The 20,701-nt window shown below is 64.9% G+C and carries 17 protein-coding genes; 6 read left to right on the top strand and 11 right to left on the bottom strand.

Translation table 11 applies throughout. The features are described 5' to 3' along the window. Positions 1–51: 51 nt before the first annotated feature. From Q0907_RS05650 to Q0907_RS05635, 4 genes are all read right to left on the bottom strand, one after another. A complete protein-coding gene (locus Q0907_RS05650; RefSeq protein ID WP_299342412.1) occupies positions 52–1,617 on the bottom strand; it encodes a hypothetical protein in 1,566 nt (521 codons plus the stop codon). Beyond that, a complete protein-coding gene (locus Q0907_RS05645) occupies positions 1,614–2,489 on the bottom strand; it encodes a hypothetical protein (protein WP_299342411.1) in 876 nt (291 codons plus the stop codon). The genes Q0907_RS05650 and Q0907_RS05645 overlap by 4 nt, the downstream gene beginning before the upstream one ends. Further along, a complete protein-coding gene (locus Q0907_RS05640; protein ID WP_299342409.1) occupies positions 2,486–4,177 on the bottom strand; it encodes a type IV secretory system conjugative DNA transfer family protein in 1,692 nt (563 codons plus the stop codon). The genes Q0907_RS05645 and Q0907_RS05640 overlap by 4 nt, the downstream gene beginning before the upstream one ends. Positions 4,178–4,508: 331 nt before the next feature. Beyond that, positions 4,509–4,892 (bottom strand): helix-turn-helix domain-containing protein, encoded by a 384-nt coding sequence (locus tag Q0907_RS05635; protein ID WP_093486189.1) that lies wholly within the window; start codon positions 4,890–4,892, stop codon positions 4,509–4,511. Between the two features lie 126 nt (positions 4,893–5,018). On the opposite strand from Q0907_RS05635, the gene Q0907_RS05630 reads away from it, so the two are divergent. Beyond that, on the top strand, positions 5,019–5,915 hold the full coding sequence (locus Q0907_RS05630; protein ID WP_299342407.1) for an SDR family oxidoreductase: 897 nt from the start codon (positions 5,019–5,021) through the stop codon (positions 5,913–5,915). A gap of 60 nt (positions 5,916–5,975) precedes the next feature. On the opposite strand, the gene Q0907_RS05625 is transcribed toward Q0907_RS05630, so the two are convergent. Then, positions 5,976–7,853 carry a DUF885 domain-containing protein gene (locus tag Q0907_RS05625; protein WP_299342406.1) on the bottom strand — a complete coding sequence of 626 codons (1,878 nt, stop codon included), beginning with the start codon at positions 7,851–7,853 and terminating at the stop codon, positions 5,976–5,978. A 165-nt stretch (positions 7,854–8,018) separates the two neighbouring features. After that, positions 8,019–9,167 (bottom strand): acyl-CoA dehydrogenase family protein, encoded by a 1,149-nt coding sequence (locus Q0907_RS05620; protein WP_299342404.1) that lies wholly within the window; start codon positions 9,165–9,167, stop codon positions 8,019–8,021. Positions 9,168–9,292: 125 nt separating this feature from the next. On the opposite strand from Q0907_RS05620, the gene Q0907_RS05615 reads away from it, so the two are divergent. The 5 genes from Q0907_RS05615 to Q0907_RS05595 all read left to right on the top strand — a co-directional run bounded on the left by Q0907_RS05615 (position 9,293) and on the right by Q0907_RS05595 (position 16,724). Beyond that, the gene (locus tag Q0907_RS05615; protein WP_299342403.1) at positions 9,293–10,222 is read left to right on the top strand and encodes an ArsR family transcriptional regulator; all 930 of its coding nucleotides are present in this window, start codon (positions 9,293–9,295) and stop codon (positions 10,220–10,222) included. Continuing rightward, positions 10,219–11,307, top strand: a complete 1,089-nt coding sequence (locus tag Q0907_RS05610; protein ID WP_299342401.1) for a homocysteine S-methyltransferase family protein — start codon at positions 10,219–10,221, stop codon at positions 11,305–11,307. The genes Q0907_RS05615 and Q0907_RS05610 overlap by 4 nt, the downstream gene beginning before the upstream one ends. Continuing rightward, positions 11,304–13,991, top strand: coding sequence for a methionine synthase (metH, locus tag Q0907_RS05605; RefSeq protein ID WP_299342400.1), 2,688 nt, complete (start codon positions 11,304–11,306; stop codon positions 13,989–13,991). The genes Q0907_RS05610 and metH overlap by 4 nt, the downstream gene beginning before the upstream one ends. 81 nt (positions 13,992–14,072) lie before the next feature. Further along, a complete protein-coding gene (locus Q0907_RS05600) occupies positions 14,073–15,518 on the top strand; it encodes an amidohydrolase family protein (RefSeq protein WP_299342648.1) in 1,446 nt (481 codons plus the stop codon). Positions 15,519–15,539: 21 nt separating this feature from the next. Further along, positions 15,540–16,724: an MFS transporter gene (locus Q0907_RS05595; RefSeq protein ID WP_299342398.1), complete on the top strand. Its 1,185-nt coding sequence runs from the start codon at positions 15,540–15,542 to the stop codon at positions 16,722–16,724. Here Q0907_RS05595 and Q0907_RS05590 read toward each other — a convergent pair. The 5 genes from Q0907_RS05590 to Q0907_RS05570 are packed head-to-tail and all read right to left on the bottom strand — an operon-like array spanning position 16,716 to position 20,650. Next, positions 16,716–17,435 carry an alpha/beta hydrolase gene (locus Q0907_RS05590; protein WP_299342397.1) on the bottom strand — a complete coding sequence of 240 codons (720 nt, stop codon included), beginning with the start codon at positions 17,433–17,435 and terminating at the stop codon, positions 16,716–16,718. The genes Q0907_RS05595 and Q0907_RS05590 overlap by 9 nt on opposite strands. Further along, the gene (locus Q0907_RS05585; RefSeq protein WP_299342395.1) at positions 17,432–18,055 is read right to left on the bottom strand and encodes a DUF2058 family protein; all 624 of its coding nucleotides are present in this window, start codon (positions 18,053–18,055) and stop codon (positions 17,432–17,434) included. Before Q0907_RS05585 ends, Q0907_RS05590 begins: the two co-directional genes overlap by 4 nt. A gap of 36 nt (positions 18,056–18,091) precedes the next feature. After that, entirely contained in the window at positions 18,092–18,328 is a 237-nt protein-coding gene (locus tag Q0907_RS05580) for a SlyX family protein (RefSeq protein WP_296279888.1), read from the bottom strand. Continuing rightward, the gene (locus Q0907_RS05575) at positions 18,318–19,670 is read right to left on the bottom strand and encodes a UDP-glucose/GDP-mannose dehydrogenase family protein (RefSeq protein ID WP_299342394.1); all 1,353 of its coding nucleotides are present in this window, start codon (positions 19,668–19,670) and stop codon (positions 18,318–18,320) included. The genes Q0907_RS05580 and Q0907_RS05575 overlap by 11 nt, the downstream gene beginning before the upstream one ends. Before the next feature lie 44 nt (positions 19,671–19,714). Continuing rightward, the gene (locus tag Q0907_RS05570; protein WP_299342392.1) at positions 19,715–20,650 is read right to left on the bottom strand and encodes an FKBP-type peptidyl-prolyl cis-trans isomerase; all 936 of its coding nucleotides are present in this window, start codon (positions 20,648–20,650) and stop codon (positions 19,715–19,717) included. Positions 20,651–20,701 lie beyond the last annotated feature (51 nt).

Raw genomic sequence — 20,701 nt, 5'->3', positions numbered from 1 at the left:
AACAGAGCGGATGGTCCCAAGTCGGGGCCAAAGCCCCTCCTTCGGTACGGCTCAGGTCAGCGCGTGGCCCGGTCCGCTATGGCCCTGGCTGGCCGACTTCTGCTGCTCCTGGAACTGCGCCGTCTGCTGCATCTGCTGGCGGTCGGATGACTCGATCCCGCGCAGGCTCTCCTGCAACGAAGGAGACGGCTCGGACAGTGACACGTTGGCTCGGTCGCCGGGTGTCCGGCCCGCCACCCATGCCTGGTCGTCATAAACGATCACGGCCCGGATCTGCCGCACGTCGGTAATGCCGCCCACCACGGCCTGGTGCGTGATCTCGGCCACCTTCTCTTTCGCCACGCCCGGCAACCGCTCTTCCAGAGCGGCATACAAGGAATACCGCGGATGATCGGTCGGGAACGCCTGCACCTGGTCGACCCGTTGAGCCCGGATATCCAGCGATGGCGCACTCCTGTCACCGTGCGAGTCTTCCATCCCTGGCCCGCCCCGTGACGATGGTTTGGATTGCAGGTAATCCGGCGTCGGGGAGTGGAGGACCGGGGTGTCTTTCGTTCCCGGCCGCCGCAAGAGATCGGGCGGCTGTGCGTCCGGATTCTTAGGAGGAAGGCGCTCGCTGAAGAACTGCTGCCGCTGCGCATGGTAATCGGCAAGCCGTTGCGCCACCTCGGCCTCTGCTGCGGCGGCACGTTGCGCCCGCACCGCCGGCTCGCCGGCCGGCAACGGGCCGCGCAGTTCGCCCAGGGCGTCCAACGCATTGCCATGGAGACCGCGCGCGGCGACCGTGGCGATGCCCCGCCCCGCGGCCACATCGCCGCGGAACTTGTCGATCATGGGATCGAACACCTCGGCCAACTGTCGCGCAGCAGGATCGGACAGCGCGGAACGATCTAGCTTTCCCGCGCCATCCTCGTTGAGGAAGTGATGCATGCGGTGGGAGCTGGCCAATGCGCCGATGGCTACGCCCGGGGCGCGAGGATCGAGCGGATTGCGGTCGTTGGCATAGCCGCAGCTGTGCAAAGCTGCGATCTCACCGGCGTTGGCATATACCCTCACCTGTCCGAAATGCGGGCTGGCGGCGCTGACGGTATCGCCGGCCATGACATGATTGAGGATGTTGTCGCCGCCCTTGTCGATGCGGTAGCCAAGACTCGCCGCGCCATAGGCGTTGAAGGTCTCGCCGCGCAGCCCGAAGTGGTGCGCGGTGATCTGAGCCAGCGTGCCGCCCAGCGAGTGGCCGGTGAGGGTGACTTCGGGGGCATAGCCTGTCTCGCGACCGATGTCATTGGCTCTGTCGATTGCACGCTGGGTCAGCGTTAAGGCTTCCGCCACCTGTGGATTGACGCGCGAGAGCATCATGCTTCCATCTGTAAGCGCACCATCCTTGATGATCTCCTCCGTGCCCCGGTGGGCCACAATGATCTCGCCAGTATCCACGCGCTGGAAGATCATGCCTTGATAGCCGTTCCTTGGGTTGCTTGCGTGTTCGAGGACGGCGTACTCGACTCCCTCATACTCGAACAGCGGCCGCTTGCCGGGTGGATACACGCCAACTTTATGCTCATTGCTATATGACTTGTCCGCCAAGCCGGCGTACTGCTGCGAAGTCATGCTCATGGCCGAACCTTTCGGGAGGTCAACTTGATGATAAACAGATCATCATCCGAAATACCTCGCGCGAACTTGGCTCTGTCCTCCTGCCCGAAAGAAGGAAAATTCTCCGTCTGACTACGTGGATAACGCCCTTTCCAGAAGTACCTCGTTTGTGACTCTTCCGCCTGTACTGCTTTGGCACGCAAGTATGGAAGAAATTCCGTTTCTTGCTTTCCTCCCGTAGCCTTGAGCGCCACCTGCGCCTGCATGAACTTCCAACGACAGACGCCTCGCCCGAAGTAGTCTTCGTCCAGGAGCAAATCAAAATATACCCGGCCCTCATACTCGGTATCTGAAACCCTGGTCAGCGGGAAGGATTCCATACTAGTCATGTCGGGATACACACCTGCGAACTTCAAGTAGCGACCACATTCCGGCGCATTCTCTACGTCGTACTGGGCGACACCCCTGACCACCGCAAACGGCCCCGGCGCCCCCTCGACCTTCATCGTGATGACGTAGGCCTGCTTCGGGTTCGGATTCAACTTGCGCAGCGGCTTGTCCTCCCCCCCCTCGGCCGAGGTGGATGTGTCCTGTGCCGGCGCGCACGCCGCCAATGCCATGCTGGCCGCCACGGCCATGCACTTGAGATCCATGGTCTCGTTCTCCTGATGATCGGCACGCGCCGAAGGTGACACTGCCGAAATGGAACCTGGAAGGTTGGGCCTGCGCTTGGGAACGACCGGAAACCCTCCGGCCGGTAGCGGGCCCATTTCGGCCACAGTACGGGCATCGATGATGGCCAGATCGTGCAGCAGTTGCAGATCGTGGAGCTTGTCGCCCCTATTGGCGCATAGCTCCACACGCGAAACGGCGATACTGCCATCTCCATTCATGGTCCAACCTCGATCATACTTACGTCCACCTTCGGCAACAGCCGCCTGGTGAAATACTTGTCCTGGTAGTACCTGATCTTCTCGCACATCACCGGATACGGGATGCCCTCGTACAGGAAAACCTCCTTCTCCGGCCCCATCGCCTTCAGCTCCTGCGGCAGCATCAGCGCCCGACGCTCCAACGATTCCGTGAATGACACGCTGCCCTGCTGTCCGTGCGATTGCGAGCGGTTGCGACGGTGCACGGTGGTGTAGCCCAGCATTTCGGAATAGTCATTGGCGTCCTGCTGTTCGCGGGGCGCGTAGATGATCTGCAACGCATGGTTGGTGATGATGGTCCGCGACACCTCCTTGCCGTACACCGCATCCAGCTGCGACATGCTTTGGATGATCGGCAGCAGGCGCAGGTTGTAGCCCGCCATGTAACTCACTGCGCTGGCGATGATGTCCACCCTTCCGATGGCCGTAAACTCGTCCATCAGCAGTAGGCATTGATGCTTGAGCGCCGGATTGGCCTGCGGCAGTTCGCGCGTGTTCTCGTTGATCAACTGACTGAAGAACAGGTTCACCAACACCCTGCTGTCCGCCAGTTTATTGGGCTGGATGCCGATATAGATCGTCATGCGCTTCTTGCGGACATCAGTGATCAGGAAGTCGTCACCGCTGGTGGCCGCGTCGAGGACCGGATTGACGAATGCGTTGAGCGGCTCCTTGAAGGTGCCCAGGATGGATGAGAACGTTTCGTCCGCCTGCGAGAGCAGGTTGGCGAACGCCGTCCTCGCATGCTCGCTGAGGAATGGCTTGGCCGAAAGCTCTTGCAGGTACTGCTTCTGTTGCGAGCCGTTACCCGCCGAAAGCCGATGCACGCGGCCCAACGTGGGGACGGACATAAGCTCCGGAGGACACTTCCTGCGGCGCTCGTCGTCGTGATTCTCGAACAGGTACAGAGTGAATGCGAGGAACGCGTTCCGCGCGTGGCTGATCCAGAACTTGTCTTTTCCGTCTCCGTCCGGATACAGCATGGCGGCGATCGCCTGCAGGTCCGAGATGCGGAACGCAGGATCGGAAGACACGTATCTGAGCGGGTTCCAGCGATGCGTCCGACGGTCTTCGGCGAAAGGATTGAACAGATAGATCTCCTGACCCTGGCTAGCGCGCCAGCCGCTGGTCAGGTCGAAGTTCTCCTGCTTGATGTCCAGGACCACCACGGAGCCTTGGTACTCCAGCAGGTTGGGGATGACGACGCCCACGCCTTTTCCCGAGCGCGTCGGCGCGGCCAGGATGACGAACTGCTGGCCCGACAGGCGGACCAGCTTTCTCCCCAGCCTGCCCACCACGATGCCTTCCGGCGCAGGCGCGAACATGCCATGTCTGGCGAGGTCGCCGGCGCGAGCGAAACGCGCGTCTCCATGCAGTGCGGCTCTTGGCGACCTGAGGAGCGGGATTGCCATCGCCAGCCACGCGAGCAATGGCACACCAAACCCCAACGCGCCGCCCGTCTTGATCTTCGTGGCGTAAGGCGCAACCTGGGGTTGGTCGAGGGCTCGCAGGTAGCGGAGATAGGTGTCCCATCGGAGCGAAACATCCAGTCCGAGCAACCACTGGGTCGCGTATCCGGACAGATAGATACCCGCAACCAAAGCCAACAACCCCATTACCGACAGAAAGACTCCCTTCTTTCGTTCCATGTCCTTTTCCCGTTGTCACATGCCATGTATCACTGCAGCTGCATGCAACCTTCTTGTGCACTCAGCAGCGCGAGAATGAAACAAGCGGTTTACCGCGTCCAGCCGCGACACCCCATTTCCTTACTAATGTCAGTCGATTCACTTGAATTCCGTGGTGATGTGGCGATGCGCAGACTTTTCCAGATCGAACCAAACCCGTCGACGTGGCGCGATACGTACGAATCGTGACTTCTCGGGTGACGATTCAACTCGCGCAGTCTTCTCAGGCGCACAGGACCCACGTTGATCATCGGACGTCGAGCCCGAAACGGCGATTCCATCGCAAAGGCGACTACTTCGGCGCGTTCGCGGCAGGTGCTACGTAGGCCTTGCGCGCTGCGCGGACTTCGTCGTGGTGATCCGACGCCCACTGCGCCAGCATCTCCACGCGTTCGAAGAACGATTCGCCCAACGGCGTTAGCGCATAGTCGACGCGCGGCGGCACCGTGGGAAACACAGCGCGGCTGACCAGGCCATCCTGCTCCAGGTGCCGCAGTGTCTGCGCGAGCATGCGCGGCGAGATGTCGGCTACGCGTTTGCGGACCTCGGAAAAACGCAGCGTGCCCATAGCCAACTCGTGCAGCACGAGTACCGTCCAGCGGTCGCCGAGGCGGTCCAGCACGTCCCGGATCGGGCAGTTCTCGACGAGGATCAGGGATTGGCGGTGCAGGGTCATGAGGATCTCCAGGATCGGTTACCTCCGGGTAACCGGGTTACTTCGGACACCCTGCTTGTACGGGCGTCGTCCATTACTACCATAGGGTAACCAATATCCTTTCCGTTACCAGACCCAGGAGCCGCCATGTCTTCCCCCACCCTGCTCGTCACCGGCGCAGCCGGTCATCTCGGCCGCGCCGTGGTGCGCCACCTGCTGGAAACTCTGAAGGTCCCGCCCGCCCGCATCATCGCCACCAGCCGCAAGCCGGAGGCCCTTGCCGACCTCGCCGCCGTCGGCGTGATTGTGCGGGCCGCTGACTTTGACGCACCCGCCACGCTGGCGACCGCCTTCGCTGGCGCAGACCGGCTGCTGCTGGTCAGCACCGACGCACTGCTCGAACCGGGCAAGCGCCTGGCGCAACACCGCACCGCCGTGCAGGCGGCGGTTGAGGCCGGTGTTAAGCATGTCGTCTATACGTCGCTGCCCTCGCCCGCCACGTCGCACGTCGCGTTCGCACCCGACCATCTGGGTACCGAACAAGCACTGGAGGCCAGCGGTATAGGATGGACCCTGCTTCGCAATGCCTGGTATGCCGAGAACCTGGCGTATTCGCTTCCGTCCGCGCTCGCATCGGGCGAATGGGTCACCGCCGCCGGTGAGGGCGGCGTCGCCTACATCGCCCGCGAAGACCTGGCGCATGCCGCGGCCGTAGCGCTCGCCGCCGACAGCACCGCGAACCGCACGTTCACGCTCACCGGCACGCAGGCGCTGAGCGCCCGCGAGATTGCCGCGAAGGTTAGCGCGGCGCTCTGCAAACCGCTGGCGATCGTCGGTGTCACGCCGGACCAACTGGCCGAGGGCTTGCGCGGACATGGATTTCCGCCGGTGCTTGCGGACGTGTTCACTTCGTTCGATGTGGCGACGGCGGCCGGCGACCTGGGCGAAGTGACCGACGATTACGCCGCGCTGACCGGTCGGGCGCCGGCGACGTTCGATGCGTGGCTCCCCGCGAACGTCGACCTGCTGACCGCCCCGCACTGACGTCTGAAAACAAGAACCCCGGCGTGAGCCGGGGTTCTTTCTTACCGTGGAAGGAATGACTCAGGCTTGCTTGGCCTTTTCCTTCGCGATCCACTGGTCCACACGCCGCTCCAGCAGGGTCAGCGGCAACGCGCCTCCGCCCAGCACGGTGTCGTGGAACCCCTTGATGTCGAACTTGTCGCCGAGTTCGGTTTCCGCTTTCTTGCGGAGTTCCTGGATCTTGATCATGCCGATCTTGTAGGCCGTGGCCTGCCCCGGCATGATCAGGTAGCGCTTCACCTCCGACTCGATCGCCGCACGCGGTACCGCGCTGTTGGCATCGAAGTATTCGACGGCCTGCTGCTCCGTCCAGCCCTTCGCATGCAGGCCGGTATCCACCACCAGGCGGATCGCACGCCACATCTCGGAGCTCAGGCGACCGAACTCGGAGTACGGGTCCTGGTACGTGCCCGGCATTTCCTTCGCAAGCCATTCCGAATACAGGCCCCACCCCTCGGCGTATGCGGTCACGCCGTACTGCGTACGGAATTTCGGCACGCCGGTCAGTTCCTGCGCGATGGCGATCTGCATGTGGTGGCCCGGCAGGCCCTCGTGGTACGCGATGACCTCCAGCTCGGGCTTCGGCATGGCATTCATGTCGGAGAGATGCGCGTAATACACGCCCGGACGCGAGCCATCCGGAGTTCCTGGGTAGTAATGCTGTGCGGCGCCGTCCTGCTCGCGGAACGGTTCCACGCGCTTCACCACCAGGTCCGCCTTCGGCAGCAGGCCGAAGTACTGCGGCAACACCTTCTTGATGTTGTCGATGGCGCGGGTGGCATCGTCGATGTAGGCCTGGCGGCCGGCATCGGTATTCGGATACTTGAACTGCTTGTCGCTGTCGATGAAGGCGAAGAAGGCGTCCAGGTCGCCCTTGAAGCCGACCTTGTCCTTCAGTGCCGTCATCTCGCCCTTGATGCGCGCGACTTCCTTCAGGCCGAGCGCATGGATCTCGTCGGCGGTCATGCCGGTGGTCGTCATCTGCCGCAGCTGGTACTCGTAGTACGCCTTGCCGTTCTTGTGCGTCGTACCCACGCCGGTCGCGTTGACCGCCGCTTTCGGCAGTTCCTCTTCGCTCCACGCGATCACGCCATCATAGGCCTGCTTGAACTGCTCCAGCAGCGCCTTGCGCGCTTCGTCCTTCAGGGCGGTCGCACGCGCCGCATCGATCTTGCCGGCCTTGACCAGCGCATCGGCCTTGGCCTGCGCATCGGCCCAGATCGCCGAATCCTTGCCGGCCGAGAATGGCGCGCCGGTCACCACCTTCTTCGCCTGGTCGATCACGCCCTCGTAGGCGAACTTCGGCGGGCGCACGCCCTCGGCTGCCGATGCGCGTGCGCGGTCCAGCAACTGGTCGAAGGCGCGCTGGGTGGCCTTCAGGCGGGCGATGTAAGCCGTGTAGTCGGCCTCTTCATCGACCTTGTGGAAGCTGATCAGGAAGGTCGGCAAGAAGCCCTGGGCACCGTTCATCTGGTCGAATGCGTAGCCGTCCAGCAGGAACGGCAGGCCGTCGCGCGCGTTCTCGTACTGCAGCTTCCACAGGTCGTAGGAGAACTTCGCCTCGTCGTCGAGCTTGGCGTAGTCGAAGGTCTTCTCCATTTCCTCGACGCTGGCCTGTTGCCACGCGACCTGGTCGCGCGTCGCTTTCTCCGACATGTCGTCGACCTGGTCGTACAGGTCCTTGCGACCTTGGAACGTCAGCTGGATGGGGCTGAACTTCAGTTGTTCCTCGTACTTCTTGTCGAACCACTCGTTCAGCCGCTTGCTTTCTGCTGCGACATCGGCGGCGGACGCCGCCGGGGTCGCCGCATCCGCAGTGGTGCCGGCAGCCGGAACAGGGCCCTTGTCGCAGGCAGCCAGGGCCAGCGTGAGGGCACAGACGATCAGGGTTTTGCGCATCGGGGTCTCCAGGAGGAAAACGGGGGACAGACCCCCGCATCAGGCCACTTTAGCGGAGCGTCGGTCCCGGGTCCCATGACCAAAGACGGGGGTCGTCCGTGCACGCGTCCCGTAACGAAGAACGCCGCCTCGCGGCGGCGTTTCCGTACAGGACTGGCCCAGGCCTCAGCGCAGCCCGGTCTCGTTGCGCGCGATCACCAGGCGCTGGATCTCCGAGGTTCCCTCGTAGATCTCGGTGATCTTGGCATCGCGGAAGTATCGCTCGATCGGCATTTCCTTCGAATACCCCATGCCGCCGTGGATCTGCAGCGCCTGATGGGTGATCCACATGGCGGCTTCGGAGGCGGTGAGCTTGGCGATGGCCGCTTCGTTGCTGAAGCGCTGGCCCTGCCCCTTCACCCATGCGGCACGCAGCGTCAGCAGGGTGGCGGCGTCCAGCTTGCACTTCATGTCGGCGATCTTGGCCTGGGTCATCTGGAACGTGCCGATAGGCGCGCCGAATGCCTTGCGTTCCTTGACGTACGCGATGGTGGCTTCGTACGCAGCACGCGCGATGCCGATCGCCTGGCTGGCGATCCCGATGCGGCCGGCATCCAGCACGCCCATGGCGATCTTGAAGCCCTCGCCTTCCTTGCCCAGCACGGTATCCGCGGTCGCCACGTAATCGGTGAATTCGATCTCGCAAGTCGCCGAGGCACGGATACCCAGCTTCGGCTCGGTCTTGCCGCGATGGAACCCGGCCTTCTCCGTGTCGATCATGAACGCGGTGATTCCACGCGCACCCTTGTCGGGTTCGCTCATCGCGAACAGCACGATGTACTTGGCGACCGGGCCGGAGGTGATCCAGCTCTTCTTGCCATTGATGACGAAGCTGCCATCCGCCTGCTTGATGGCACGGCAGCGCATCGCGGTGGCGTCGGAGCCGGACTGCGGTTCGGTCAGCGCGAACGCACCGATCTCCCGGCCTTCCGCAATGGCCCGCACGTAGGTCTGCTTCTGCTCTTCCGTGCCGAAGGTCAGGATGCCGTTGCAGAACAGCGAATTGTTCACCGACACGATGGTGGAGTGCGCGGCGTCGGCGGCCGCGATTTCGATCATGGCCAGCACGTAGGCGATGGGATCCATGCCGGCGCCGCCGTATTCGGCCGGCACTTCGATGCCCATCAGGCCGTTCTCGCCCAGCAGGCGGATGTTGTCCAGCGGGAACTCGCCGGTCCGGTCGTGGTGCTCGGCGCTCGGGCCGATCTTTTCCTGGGCGATCCGGCGCGCGACGTCCTGGATCATCAACTGCTCTTCGGTGAATGCGAAATCCACGGGTACCCCTCGACCAAAGTTAGATACCAATTGTAACCCGCCACCATCCGTCGGCGTATGCCATGGGTTGACCGCGGGCGGCGCCGAACTTCAGAATATCTCTATATCGCGATAGGGAGATATTCATGGATCTCGAAGCCTGGTCGGCCCGGCTGAAAGTATTCGCCGACGCCACGCGCGTGCGCCTGCTCGCACTGCTGGCGCGGGAGGAGCTGACGGTAGCCGAGCTGTCGGCGATCACCCAGTTGGCCCAACCACGCGTATCCACGCATCTGGCAAAGCTGAAGGAAGCCGGCCTGGCGCGCGACCGCCGCGCCGGGGTATCGGCGTACTACCGCTTCGACGAAGACAACCTGGACACCGTCCAACGCGAACTCTGGCGCAGCCTGCGCGATGGCAGCGACGACCCCTTGCTGCGCCAGGATGCCGAGCGCATCGCGGCCGTGCTGGCCAACCGCGCCGCTGACCAGAACTGGGCCGACAGCGTGGCCGGCGACATGGAACGCCACTACTCACCCGGACGTACCTGGGAAGCGCTGGCCCGCACCGCCCTGCCCCTGCTGGAAACCGGCGACGTGCTCGACATCGCGTCCGGCGATGGCGTGCTGGCCGAACTTCTCTCGCCGCATGCCAAGCGCTACGTCTGCATCGATACCAGCAGCCGCGTCGTGGCGGCGGCCGGGGAGCGCCTGCGCCGCTTCCCGAACGTGGAGGTCCGTGAGGGCGACATGCATGCGCTGCCGTTCAAGGACGGCAGCTTCGATCTGGTCGTGCTGATGCATGCGCTCACCTACTCGGCCAAACCGGCGCAGGCCGTCGCCGAAGCGGCCCGCGTGCTGCGCCGGGGCGGCCGCCTGCTGCTCAGCAGCCTTGGCAAGCATGAACACAAGTCGGTCGTCGACGCCTACGGCCACGTCAACCTCGGTTTCTCGGAGAAGGAGCTCCGCAAGTTCGCCGAGAAGGCGGGGTTGGAGATCGCCAACGCCGAAACCGTCACCCGCGAACGCCGTCCACCCCATTTCGAAGTGTTGTCGCTGACCGCGCAGAAGCCATGAAGACCCTCCCCTGGTTACACCCCGCCCGCGCCGCGCTGCTGCTCAAGGCCCTCGAAGAACGCATCCTGATCATCGACGGCGCCATGGGCACGATGATCCAGCGCCACGGCCTGCAGGAAGCCGACTATAGAGGCCAGCGGTTCGCCGACGGCTGCGATTCCGCCCACCCGCACCCACACGGCCCCGGCTGCGACCACGACCTCAAGGGCAACAACGACCTGCTGCTCCTCACCAAGCCCGACGTGATCGCTGGCGTGCACACCGCGTATCTGGACGCCGGCGCCGACCTGATCGAAACCAATACCTTCAACGCCACCGCGATCAGCCAGGCCGATTACCGCCTGGAACACCTGGTGTACGAGTTGAACAAGGCCGGGGCCCGCGTCGCACGCCAGTGTTGCGACGCCATCGAAGCAACCACGCCCGCCAAACCGCGCTTCGTGATTGGCGTGCTCGGCCCGACCAGCCGTACCGCCTCGATCAGTCCCGACGTCAACGATCCGGGGTACCGCAACACCAGTTTCGATGAACTGCGTACGACCTACCGCGAGGCCATCGAAGGCCTGATCGATGGCGGTGCGGACACGCTGATGGTGGAAACCATCTTCGATACGCTCAACGCCAAGGCGGCGCTGTTTGCGATCGAGGAAGTCTTCGACGCGCGCGGCGGCCGGCTGCCGGTGATGATCTCCGGCACCATCACCGACGCGTCCGGGCGCACGTTGTCCGGACAGACCGCTGAAGCGTTCTACGCGTCCGTCGCACACAGCCGGCCGCTGTCGGTCGGACTGAATTGCGCGCTGGGCGCTCGTGACCTGCGAGAACATGTCGAAACACTGGCCACCGTGGCCGACGCGTATGTCAGCGCGCACCCCAACGCGGGTCTCCCCAACGCGTTCGGCGAATACGATGAGACGCCCGAGGAGATGGCCACCACGCTGAAGGAGTTCGCCGAAGCCGGCCTGCTCAACCTGGTGGGCGGTTGCTGCGGCACCACGCCGCCGCATATCCGCGCCATCGCCGACGCCGTCGCCGGCATTCCTCCGCGCCGGTTGCCTGCCCATGCCGTGGAGAAGGCCGCGTGAGCGTCCCCGTCCGCTACACCCGCCTGTCCGGGCTGGAGCCGCTGGTCATCACGCCCGACCTGCTGTTCGTCAACGTCGGCGAGCGCACCAACGTCACCGGCAGCGCGCAGTTCCGCAAGCTGATCAAGGAAGAACGCTACGAAGAAGCCGTCGAGGTCGCCCGCCAGCAGGTTGCCAACGGCGCGCAGATCCTCGACGTGAACATGGACGAGGGCCTTATCGATTCCGAGAAGGCGATGGATCGCTTCCTCAACCTGATCGCCTCGGAACCCGACATCGCACGCATCCCGGTGATGGTGGACTCGTCCAAGTGGAGCGTGATCGAGGCCGGCCTGAAGTGCCTGCAGGGCAAGGGCGTGGTCAACTCGATCTCGCTGAAGGAAGGCGAGGACGCCTTCATCGACCACGCCCGCAAGGTCCTTCGCTACGGCGCGGCTGCCGTGGTCATGGCCTTCGACGAGACGGGCCAGGCGGACACCTGCGCGCGCAAGGTGGAGATCTGCACCCGCGCCTACCGCATCCTGACCGAAGAGGTGGGTTTCCCGCCGGAAGACATCATCTTCGATCCGAACATCTTCGCCGTCGCCACCGGCATCGAAGAGCACGACAACTACGCGGTGGACTTCATCGAAGCCACCCGGATCATCAAGCGGACGCTGCCGCACTGCCATGTCTCCGGTGGTGTCTCGAACGTGTCATTCTCGTTCCGCGGCAACGAGCCCGTGCGTGCCGCGATCCATTCCGTCTTCCTGTATCACGCCATCCAGGCCGGCATGGACATGGGCATCGTCAACGCTGGCGGCCTGCCGGTCTACGACGACCTCGACGCCGACCTGCGCGAGCGCGTGGAGGACGTGATCCTCAACCGCCGCAAGGACGCGACCGAACGGCTGCTGGAGATCGCCGACCGCTACAAGGGCAAGAAAGGCGAGGCGCCGGTCGAGAACCTGGCCTGGCGCGAGAAGCCGGTGCGCGAGCGCCTTGCGCATGCTCTGGTGCATGGCATCGATGCCTACGTCGACGAGGATACCGAGGAAGCACGCCGCCAGGCGTCACGACCGCTGGACGTCATCGAGGGGCCGCTGATGGACGGCATGAACGTGGTCGGCGACCTGTTCGGCGCCGGCAAGATGTTCCTGCCGCAGGTGGTGAAATCCGCCCGCGTCATGAAGAAGGCCGTGGCCTACCTGCTGCCATTCATCGAGGCGGAGAAGCTGCGCACCGGCGATGTCGGCAAATCCAACGGCAAGATCGTCATGGCCACGGTCAAGGGCGACGTGCACGACATCGGCAAGAACATCGTCGGCGTGGTGCTCGCCTGCAACAACTTCGATGTGGTGGACCTGGGTGTGATGGTGCCCACGCAGAAGATCCTGGACACAGCACGCGCCGAGAATGCCGATTTGATCGGCTTGTCAGGCCTGATCACGCCGTCGCTGGAGGAAATGACCCATGTGGCGCGGGAGATGCAGCGGCAGGGCTTCGAGATGCCGCTGCTGATCGGCGGCGCGACCACGTCGCGCGCGCACACGGCGTTGAAGATCGATCCCCACTACAGCGCGCCGACCGTGTGGGTCAAGGACGCATCGCGTGCCGTGGGCGTCGCGCAGTCGCTGATCTCGCGCGACATGCGTGCAGCCTTCGTCGCTGCCAACGACGCCGACTACGCCGAGATTCGCGAGCGCCACAAGAACCGCGGGGATGCCAAACGGTTGGTCTCGCTGGAGAAGGCCCGCAGACAGAAGTTCGATGGCGGCTGGGCCGACTATGTGCCACCCGCGCCGCGCCAGCCGGGGCTGCATGTGTTCGAGGACTATCCGCTCGGCGAGCTGGTCGACTGCATCGACTGGACACCGTTCTTCAACGCGTGGGAGCTGTTCGGCAAGTACCCGGCAATCCTGACCGACGAGGTGGTCGGCCCGCAGGCCAGTGAGCTGTACCGCGATGCTCGCGCGATGCTGGCGAAGATCGTGGACGCGAAGTGGCTGACGGCCAGGGCGGTGTTCGGGCTGTGGCCTGCGAACAGCGTCGGCGACGACGTGGAACTGCAGGTCTACGGCAGGACCGAACGCCTGCACTTCCTGCGCCAGCAGGTCGACAAACCGGCCGAGCGACCGGATTTCTGTCTGGCCGACTTCATCGCTCCGAAGGATTCCGGCCGGCAGGACTGGATCGGCATGTTCGCCGTTACCGCCGGCATCGGCATCGACGAGCACGTCGCCCGCTTCGAGGCCGACCACGACGATTACAACGCCATCCTGCTCAAGGCGCTGGCCGATCGGCTGGCCGAAGCGCTGGCCGAGCGCCTGCACCAGCGCGTCCGCAAGGAGTTCTGGGGTTACGTGGCCGACGAGTCGCTGGACAACGACGCGCTGATCGCCGAGCAGTACGTCGGCATCCGTCCCGCGCCCGGGTATCCCGCGTGCCCGGAGCACAGCGAGAAGGACACGCTCTTCCGCCTGCTCGATGCCGGCCGCAACGCCGGCATGTCGCTGACGGAAAGCTTCGCGATGCTGCCCACGGCGGCAGTGTCCGGCTACTACTTCAGCCATCCGCAAAGCCAGTACTTCGTGGTGGGACGCGTGTCCAAGGAACAGGCCGCAGACTATGCCAAGCGCAAGGGCTTGGACCTGCCGCAGGTGGAGCGCTGGCTGGCTTCCAACCTGGATTACGACCCCGACTGACTCCAAGGACGACGCGTGCCTCCTCACGACGGGATGCGGCCCGCGTACGATATGCAGGTACGCATACGCCCGGAATCCATCATGAAAGCCTGTTTCCTGCTGTCCGTCCTGCTTGCCGTGTCCACGCCGGCATCCGCTGGCGGCGAGCATGCGGACGTGTTGATCCGGCATGTCACCGTCGTGGATGTGGAGCACGGCCGCACGCTGGCAGGACAAGCCGTCGCCATCCGCGGTGGCGACATCGTCGCCGTCGGCCAGGACGCAAGACTTGGTCGCGCGTGGCAGGCAAAGACCACCCTGGACGCACGCGATCGTTACCTCATTCCTGGGCTCTGGGACATGCACGTCCATTTCGGCGGCGGCGAGGCATTGATCGAAGAGAACAAGGCTCTGTTGCCGCTTTACGTTGCTCACGGCATCACCACGGTCCGCGATGCTTCCGGCGACCTGCCGGAGCAGGTCCTGTCATGGCGTGCGCAGATCGCCGGTGGTCGCTTGTTCGGCCCTCAACTGTTCACGTCTGGCGCCAAGATCGAAGGCATCGCGCCCCTCTGGAAGGGCACGCTGGAAGTTGGCGATGAGACTGCGGTGGATGCCGCACTGGACCGTGAACAGCGCGACGCGGTCGACTTCGTGAAGATAACCGACAGCACGCTGAAGCCGGAGCTTTTCCTCTATGCGGTCTCGCAGGCCAGAAAGCGAGGCCTGCGCACCTCCGGCCATATCCCCATGGCCATCACGGTAGGGGAAGCGGTCGAAGCCGGGCTGAGTTCCATCGAACACCTCGATTATGCCTTCAAGGCGGGCGTCGCCGACGAGGCCGCGATCGCCGCCGACTTCGCCGCCGGGCGTATCGACCGCACCGAAGCCAACCGACGCCTGCACGCCGGCTTCGACCGAGATACCGCGATGAAAGCGTACCGCCTGTTCGCGGAACGCGGCGTAGCGGTCACGCCGACGCTTGAAGGCAGCCGCATCATCGACTTCCTGGATACGGAGTCGCACGAAGGGGACGACTATCTGGCCTACATCGGCCCTGGGCTGCGCAAAACCTACGCATGGCGTGTCGAGCGTGCTGCCAAAGCCGCGCCCGAGCAGATCGTCGCGCGACACGAGCGGTACGCGCGTATCGCCGCCGTGCTGCCGATGCTGCAGGAGGCAGGCGTGCGCATCATGGCGGGAACGGATGCCGGCTTCCTCAATTCCTACAATTATCCCGGCGTCGGACTCCACAACGAAATGTCGTTGTACGTGCGCGAGGGCCTGACACCCGCGCAGGTGATGGTTGCTGCGACACGGAGCGGCCCGGCATGGTTCGGCAAACTGGAGCGTTATGGCGCCATCTCGCCTGGCAGGGCCGCCGACCTGGTCCTGCTGCGACGGAACCCGTTGGAGGATATCGAGGCAGTGCGCGCCATCGAGACGGTCGTGCTTCGCGGGAAGGTCTTCGACCGTGCGGCACTCGATGCGATGCTGGCGGAAACGCGGGCCAAAGTCGCAGCGTGGAACGCGGCGGCTAGCCACTGACGACCTCCTGCCCCGATCACCATGGGTCCCGCATCCGAGTCCTCGCCCCGCGTGCCAACGGCGCGCCTGTCGAGCTTCTACTTCTTCTACTACGCCACGCTGGGCGCATTCACGCCCTACTGGAGCCTGTACCTGGAATCGCGCGGCCTGGGCGTGGCCGCCATCAGCGTGCTGATGAGCCTGTGGTACGCCACGCGCATCGTGTCGCCCAGCCTGTGGACCACGCTGGCCGCCCGGGCTTCGCACCCGATCCGGTGGCTCCACCTCGGGTGCGCTTTGGCGCTCGGCTGTTTCGCGCTGTTCCTGCTTCCGTTGGAACACGCAGGCCTGTTCGCGGTGATGCTCGGTTTCTGCTTTGCCTACAACGCGGTGATGCCGCAGTTCGAATCGATCACGATGTCGCACCTGGGCGCGCGCAGTGACCGCTATGGCCTGATCCGCGTCTGGGGCTCGATCGGTTTCATCGTCGTGGTGGCCGGCTTCGGCTGGATGATCGACGAACGTCGGCTCGGCGTCGGCGCGCTGCCGTGGCTGATGCTGCCCGTGCTGGCGGGCGTACTGGGCTCCGCGCTGCTCAATCGGTACGCGCACGATCCGCTGCCACCGACACGCGAGGGCGACGACACGTTCCGTTCGCGACTGCGGCAGCCGCGGGTAATCGCCTTCTTCGCCGCAGCGTTCCTTACGCAGGTATCGTTCGGTCCGTTCTACACGTTCTTCTCGATCTACCTGTCCGAGCATGGCTACCCGACCGCCACCCAGGGCGTGTTGTGGACGGTGGGCGTGCTGGCGGAGATCGGCGTGTTCTTCGTGGCCAGCCGCATTTTCAGGCGCTGGGATGCGAGCCTTGTCCTGATGGTGGCGCTGCTCAGCGCATCGGTGCGCTGGCTGGTGACGGGCCTGTTTCCCGACAACATGCCGGTGATGGTGCTCGCTCAGCTGACGCATGCACTGAATTTCGGGGCGTTCTTCGCAGCCGCGATGCAACTGCTGGTGCGCTTCTTCCCCGGCCGCATGAACGGGCACGGCCAAGGTGTCTTCTATGGCTTGTCATCGGGCGTCGGCGGCGTGACCGGCGCCCTGCTCGCTGGCCAGCTGTGGCGCTTCGGTGGCGGAACCGCCTTCTTCGCATCTTCGTTCATCGCCCTGCTCGCCGCCTGCATCGTCTGGCGCTGGCTGGTGCGCGCTCCCATCCCGTCAGGCTGATCCAGCGCCTGCGAGCTGGGCGAGGAAGCGACGGATCTCGCTGGCTGCCGGTGCGGGCGCGATCTGGAACAGGAAATGCGGTGCGTCGACCCCCGCATGTCGGACATCGCGCGCCCCGCGCAGGATTTCGCGCGCCGCTTGCGGCCAGATGAGCCTGTCGCGCTTCGCCTGCAGAAACAACAGCGGAACGCGAAGCTCCGCCAGCTGCGGGCGGACATCCACGCGCAGCGCCGCGAGCGCACGCTGGCGCAGCACCTCAACGGGCAGCGATGCCAGGATCGCCTCGAACTCAGTGCGCAGCGGCGGCGGCAGGCCACGGCCCGCCAACAGGCGTTCCAGCGCGAACACCGGCGGCGCGAATGCCGGCAGCGCGTCCAGAAGCCGGGCGCCGACCCGGCTCAGGGGTAACGGGGCATGGACGAACGTGGCCGCCATCACTAACCCACGCACGCGCGCCGGATGACGATGGGCCAACAGCACTCCGAGGGGGCCGGCGAAGGACTCGGCCACGAGGGTGACATCGGCGTGGCGCAGCAGCGCGGGTTCGATCGCAGCGGCCAGCGCGGGATAACTTTCGAAGTGTCCGCTGTCGTAAGACAACAGCTCGACGTCCGCGGCATCCGCCAGCGCCGCGGTCAACGGGGCGTACAGACGGCCGGTGCCGTCCAGGCCGGGCAACAGGCAGAGCCGCGGCCGTGCGGGCGGAGTCACCAGACCAGGTCGTCAGGCACCTGGTACTGCGGATCGGCGTAGGGATCCTGGTCGGCGGGCGCGTCGGGGTCGACCTTCAGCGCCACGGCAGGGGCGAAGATCGCTTCGGCCTCCGCCAGAACCGGGGCCGTGACCAGCAGATAGCGGCCGTTCTGCTGCACGACGCCGAGATCTCCCTTGTTCAAGGCTTTCAACTGCTCGGCGTTGACATAGATGCGCTTGATCTTGCCGCCGTAGGGAAAATGTCGCGCGATGTCGGCATCCGCATCGTTGAGCGCCTTGTCCTTGAGGAAGGCGTCGAGCCTGGCCTTCGCCTCGCGGCGCACGCGGGCTTCTTCCTGCTTGACGCGTTCGGCCTCGATGCGCTCGTCCTTCTCGCGCTGGGCGCGGATCGCGTACGCCTTGGCCAGGTCGATGTCTTCCTGGCTGCGCTTCGGCCTGCCTGCGGCATGCGGTGGCCGCGGCTTGCCGCCTTGGCCAGGCTTGGGATGCGCTGCGCCCTTGCCCGCGGGCTTGCGGGCATCGCGCCGCGGATCGGGACGACGGTCGGGCTTGCGCTCGGGTTTTGGCGCGGGCTTGAAACCCAGGCCCAGCAACTGGTCGCGGAGTGAATCGGTCATCGGTCTTTCGTGGGGAACTGCCGTGCCCCAAGCCTATCAATAATGCGGTGGCGGTGGTTCATCCACGGGGCTGTCGTGCAGCGACGTGCGCACCTTGCCCAACTCCTCGACCATCTGCCTGAGCAGCAGCGAAGTACGCTGGTTCTCGGAGCGCGCCTCGGCCAGCGCATCGCTCAGTTCGCCCATCGCGTGCTCCTGGAACGCCAGCCGGGTTTCCAGTTCCACCAGCCGACGCTCCAGCGAATCCCCTTGCAGGGGCAGATCAGTTTGCATGCACGGACCTCCCGCGTCCGATGCCGTAGTAGGCGAGTCCCGCGGCTTCCACTTCCGCGGGGTCGTACAGGTTGCGGCCGTCGAAGATGACGGCGTCGCCCAGCGCGTCGTGCAGGCGAGCGAAATCGGGACTGCGGAACTGTTTCCACTCCGTCACCACCACCAGCGCATCGGCGCCTTCCAGCGCGGTGCGCGCGTCCTCGCACAACGTGAGGTCGTCACGCTCGCCGAAGATGCGCGCTGCCTCGGGGCCGGCCTCGGGGTCGTAGGCACGCACGCGTGCGCCCGCCTCCCACAATTCCGCCAGCAGCCGCCGGCTGCTCGCTTCGCGCATGTCGTCGGTGTTGGGCTTGAAGGACAGCCCCCACACCGCGAAGGTCTTGTCGCGCACGCCTTCGTCTTCGCCGCGGTCGTAGTGGCGCTGTATCAGTTCGAACAGATGGCCCTTCTGGCGGTCGTTGACCGATTCCACCGCCTGCAGCAGTTCCGGGACATACCCGTGCTGCTCGGCGGTGCGCGCCAGCGCCTGCACATCCTTGGGAAAGCAGGATCCGCCGTAGCCGGCACCGGGATAGATGAAGTGCCAGCCGATGCGCGGGTCGGAGCCTATGCCCTGCCGTACCTGCTCCACGTCCGCGCCCACGCGCTCGGCGATGTTGGCGATTTCGTTCATGAAACTGATCTTGGTGGCCAGCATGGCGTTGGCCGCGTACTTGGTCAGCTCGGCGGAGCGCACGTCCATGACGACGATGCGCTCGTGGTTGCGATTGAACGGCGCATACAACCGGCGCAACTTTTCAACCGCGCGCGCCTGGGATGCACCGACGATGATGCGATCGGGCCGCATGCAGTCGTTGACGGCGTCACCCTCTTTCAGGAACTCGGGATTGGACACCACGTCGAACGCGATCTCCACGCCGCGCGTCGCAAGTTCCGCCTCGATCGTGGCGCGCACCCTGTCCGCCGTGCCCACCGGCACGGTCGACTTGTTCACCACCGTGCACGGATGCCGGAGACCGCGTCCGATGGTCCGTGCCACCGCCAGCACGTACTGGAGGTCGGCACTCCCATCTTCATCCGGCGGCGTACCGACTGCGATGAACACCACGTCGCCATGATCGATCGCCTCCTCGGCGACCGTCGTGAAGCGCAGCCGGCCGGCGGCGTGGTTGGCCTTCACCATCGGCGACAGGCCGGGTTCGTAGATCGGCACGACGCCGCGGTTGAGACCGTCGACCTTGGCCGGATCGATGTCGACGCACACGACGTCGTGCCCGACTTCGGCCAGGCACGTGCCCGTCACCAATCCGACGTATCCGGTACCGAAGATCGCAACGCGCATCCGCTGACTTCCTGGCCGAGGGAAGACCCTATTGGATCAGCTGCTTATTGCAGGACGCCCATCAGTTCGACATCGAAGGTCAGGGTGGCGTCCGGACCGATCTTGCCGCCCGGCGCACCGTTGGGACCATAGGCGAGGTTCGACGGAATCCAGAAGCGGTACTTCGCACCCACGGGCATCAGCGACACACCCTCGGTCCAGCCGGCGATCACCTGGCCAAGGCCGAATTCCGCCGGCTCGCCACGCGCATAGGAGCTGTCGAACACATCGCCGTTCAGCAGCTTGCCCTCGTAGTTCACGCGTACGCGGCTACTGGCCTGCGGACGCTGGCCGTTGCCCTGGCGCAGCACCATGTACTGCAGGCCGGACGGCGTCGTCACCACGCCCGGCTTGGCCTTGTTGGCGGCAAGGAACGCCGCGCCTTCGTCGCGGTTGCGCTGCGCGACGCCGGTCTGGCGCTTGGTGAGGTAAGCCTGCATCTCGGCCTGCGCCTGCTCGAGCGTCAACAGCGGCGTGCCGCTCTTGGTCGCGACGGCCTTCACCGCCTGCGCCAGGACGGCGGGATCCACTTCGTCCTTGAAGGGCAGCAGGGACGGGCCGATAACGTAGGTCCCCAGGAATACACCCACCTTCGTCTTGTCGACCGGCGGCGGCGTGCTGCCCGGCGGCATGCCGGGGATCGTCTGGCCATCGGCGACGGCCAGGTTCATGCGCAGCAGCTGGTCGGTGGCCTGCGCTTCCTGCTCGGTCATGGCCTTCGGCTTGCCGGCGAAGGTGTCCGCGATGGCGCGCTGGAAGGCGGCGATGTCCATGAAGGGACCCACCGGCTGCAGCGAGTTGCCGACGTCCACGCCAATGGCGTAACTGACCTTGTCGCGCTCGGTGACCAGCGCGGTCTTTTCCTGTGCAGACACGCTGCCTCCCAGCATCGAAAACGAGATTGCCAACAACACGGCTGCGCCGCGGACCGACCGCTTCATCCTTTCTGCTCCTGGAACCTGCGCCACGAGGGTGGCGCCAAACCGATATTG

Origin of the sequence: uncultured Pseudoxanthomonas sp. (assembly GCF_947498795.1) — a bacterium.
GTDB lineage: Bacteria > Pseudomonadota > Gammaproteobacteria > Xanthomonadales > Xanthomonadaceae > Pseudoxanthomonas_A.
The sequence above is the reverse complement of the archived record's forward strand: the minus strand, read 5'-3'. Positions and strand labels throughout refer to the sequence as shown.

Excerpts from the sequence above, each read along its gene's own strand:
- Q0907_RS05650 (WP_299342412.1), bottom strand. The coding sequence starts at position 1,617 with ATGAGCATGACTTCGCAGCAGTACGCCGGCTTGGCGGACAAGTCATAT.
- Q0907_RS05645 (WP_299342411.1), bottom strand. The coding sequence starts at position 2,489 with ATGAATGGAGATGGCAGTATCGCCGTTTCGCGTGTGGAGCTATGCGCC.
- Q0907_RS05640 (WP_299342409.1), bottom strand. The coding sequence starts at position 4,177 with ATGGAACGAAAGAAGGGAGTCTTTCTGTCGGTAATGGGGTTGTTGGCT.
- Q0907_RS05635 (WP_093486189.1), bottom strand. The coding sequence starts at position 4,892 with ATGACCCTGCACCGCCAATCCCTGATCCTCGTCGAGAACTGCCCGATC.
- Q0907_RS05630 (WP_299342407.1), top strand. The coding sequence starts at position 5,019 with ATGTCTTCCCCCACCCTGCTCGTCACCGGCGCAGCCGGTCATCTCGGC.
- Q0907_RS05625 (WP_299342406.1), bottom strand. The coding sequence starts at position 7,853 with ATGCGCAAAACCCTGATCGTCTGTGCCCTCACGCTGGCCCTGGCTGCC.
- Q0907_RS05615 (WP_299342403.1), top strand. The coding sequence starts at position 9,293 with ATGGATCTCGAAGCCTGGTCGGCCCGGCTGAAAGTATTCGCCGACGCC.
- Q0907_RS05610 (WP_299342401.1), top strand. The coding sequence starts at position 10,219 with ATGAAGACCCTCCCCTGGTTACACCCCGCCCGCGCCGCGCTGCTGCTC.
- Q0907_RS05600 (WP_299342648.1), top strand. The coding sequence starts at position 14,073 with ATGAAAGCCTGTTTCCTGCTGTCCGTCCTGCTTGCCGTGTCCACGCCG.
- Q0907_RS05595 (WP_299342398.1), top strand. The coding sequence starts at position 15,540 with ATGGGTCCCGCATCCGAGTCCTCGCCCCGCGTGCCAACGGCGCGCCTG.
- Q0907_RS05585 (WP_299342395.1), bottom strand. The coding sequence starts at position 18,055 with ATGACCGATTCACTCCGCGACCAGTTGCTGGGCCTGGGTTTCAAGCCC.
- Q0907_RS05580 (WP_296279888.1), bottom strand. The coding sequence starts at position 18,328 with ATGCAAACTGATCTGCCCCTGCAAGGGGATTCGCTGGAGCGTCGGCTG.
- Q0907_RS05575 (WP_299342394.1), bottom strand. The coding sequence starts at position 19,670 with ATGCGCGTTGCGATCTTCGGTACCGGATACGTCGGATTGGTGACGGGC.
- Q0907_RS05570 (WP_299342392.1), bottom strand. The coding sequence starts at position 20,650 with ATGAAGCGGTCGGTCCGCGGCGCAGCCGTGTTGTTGGCAATCTCGTTT.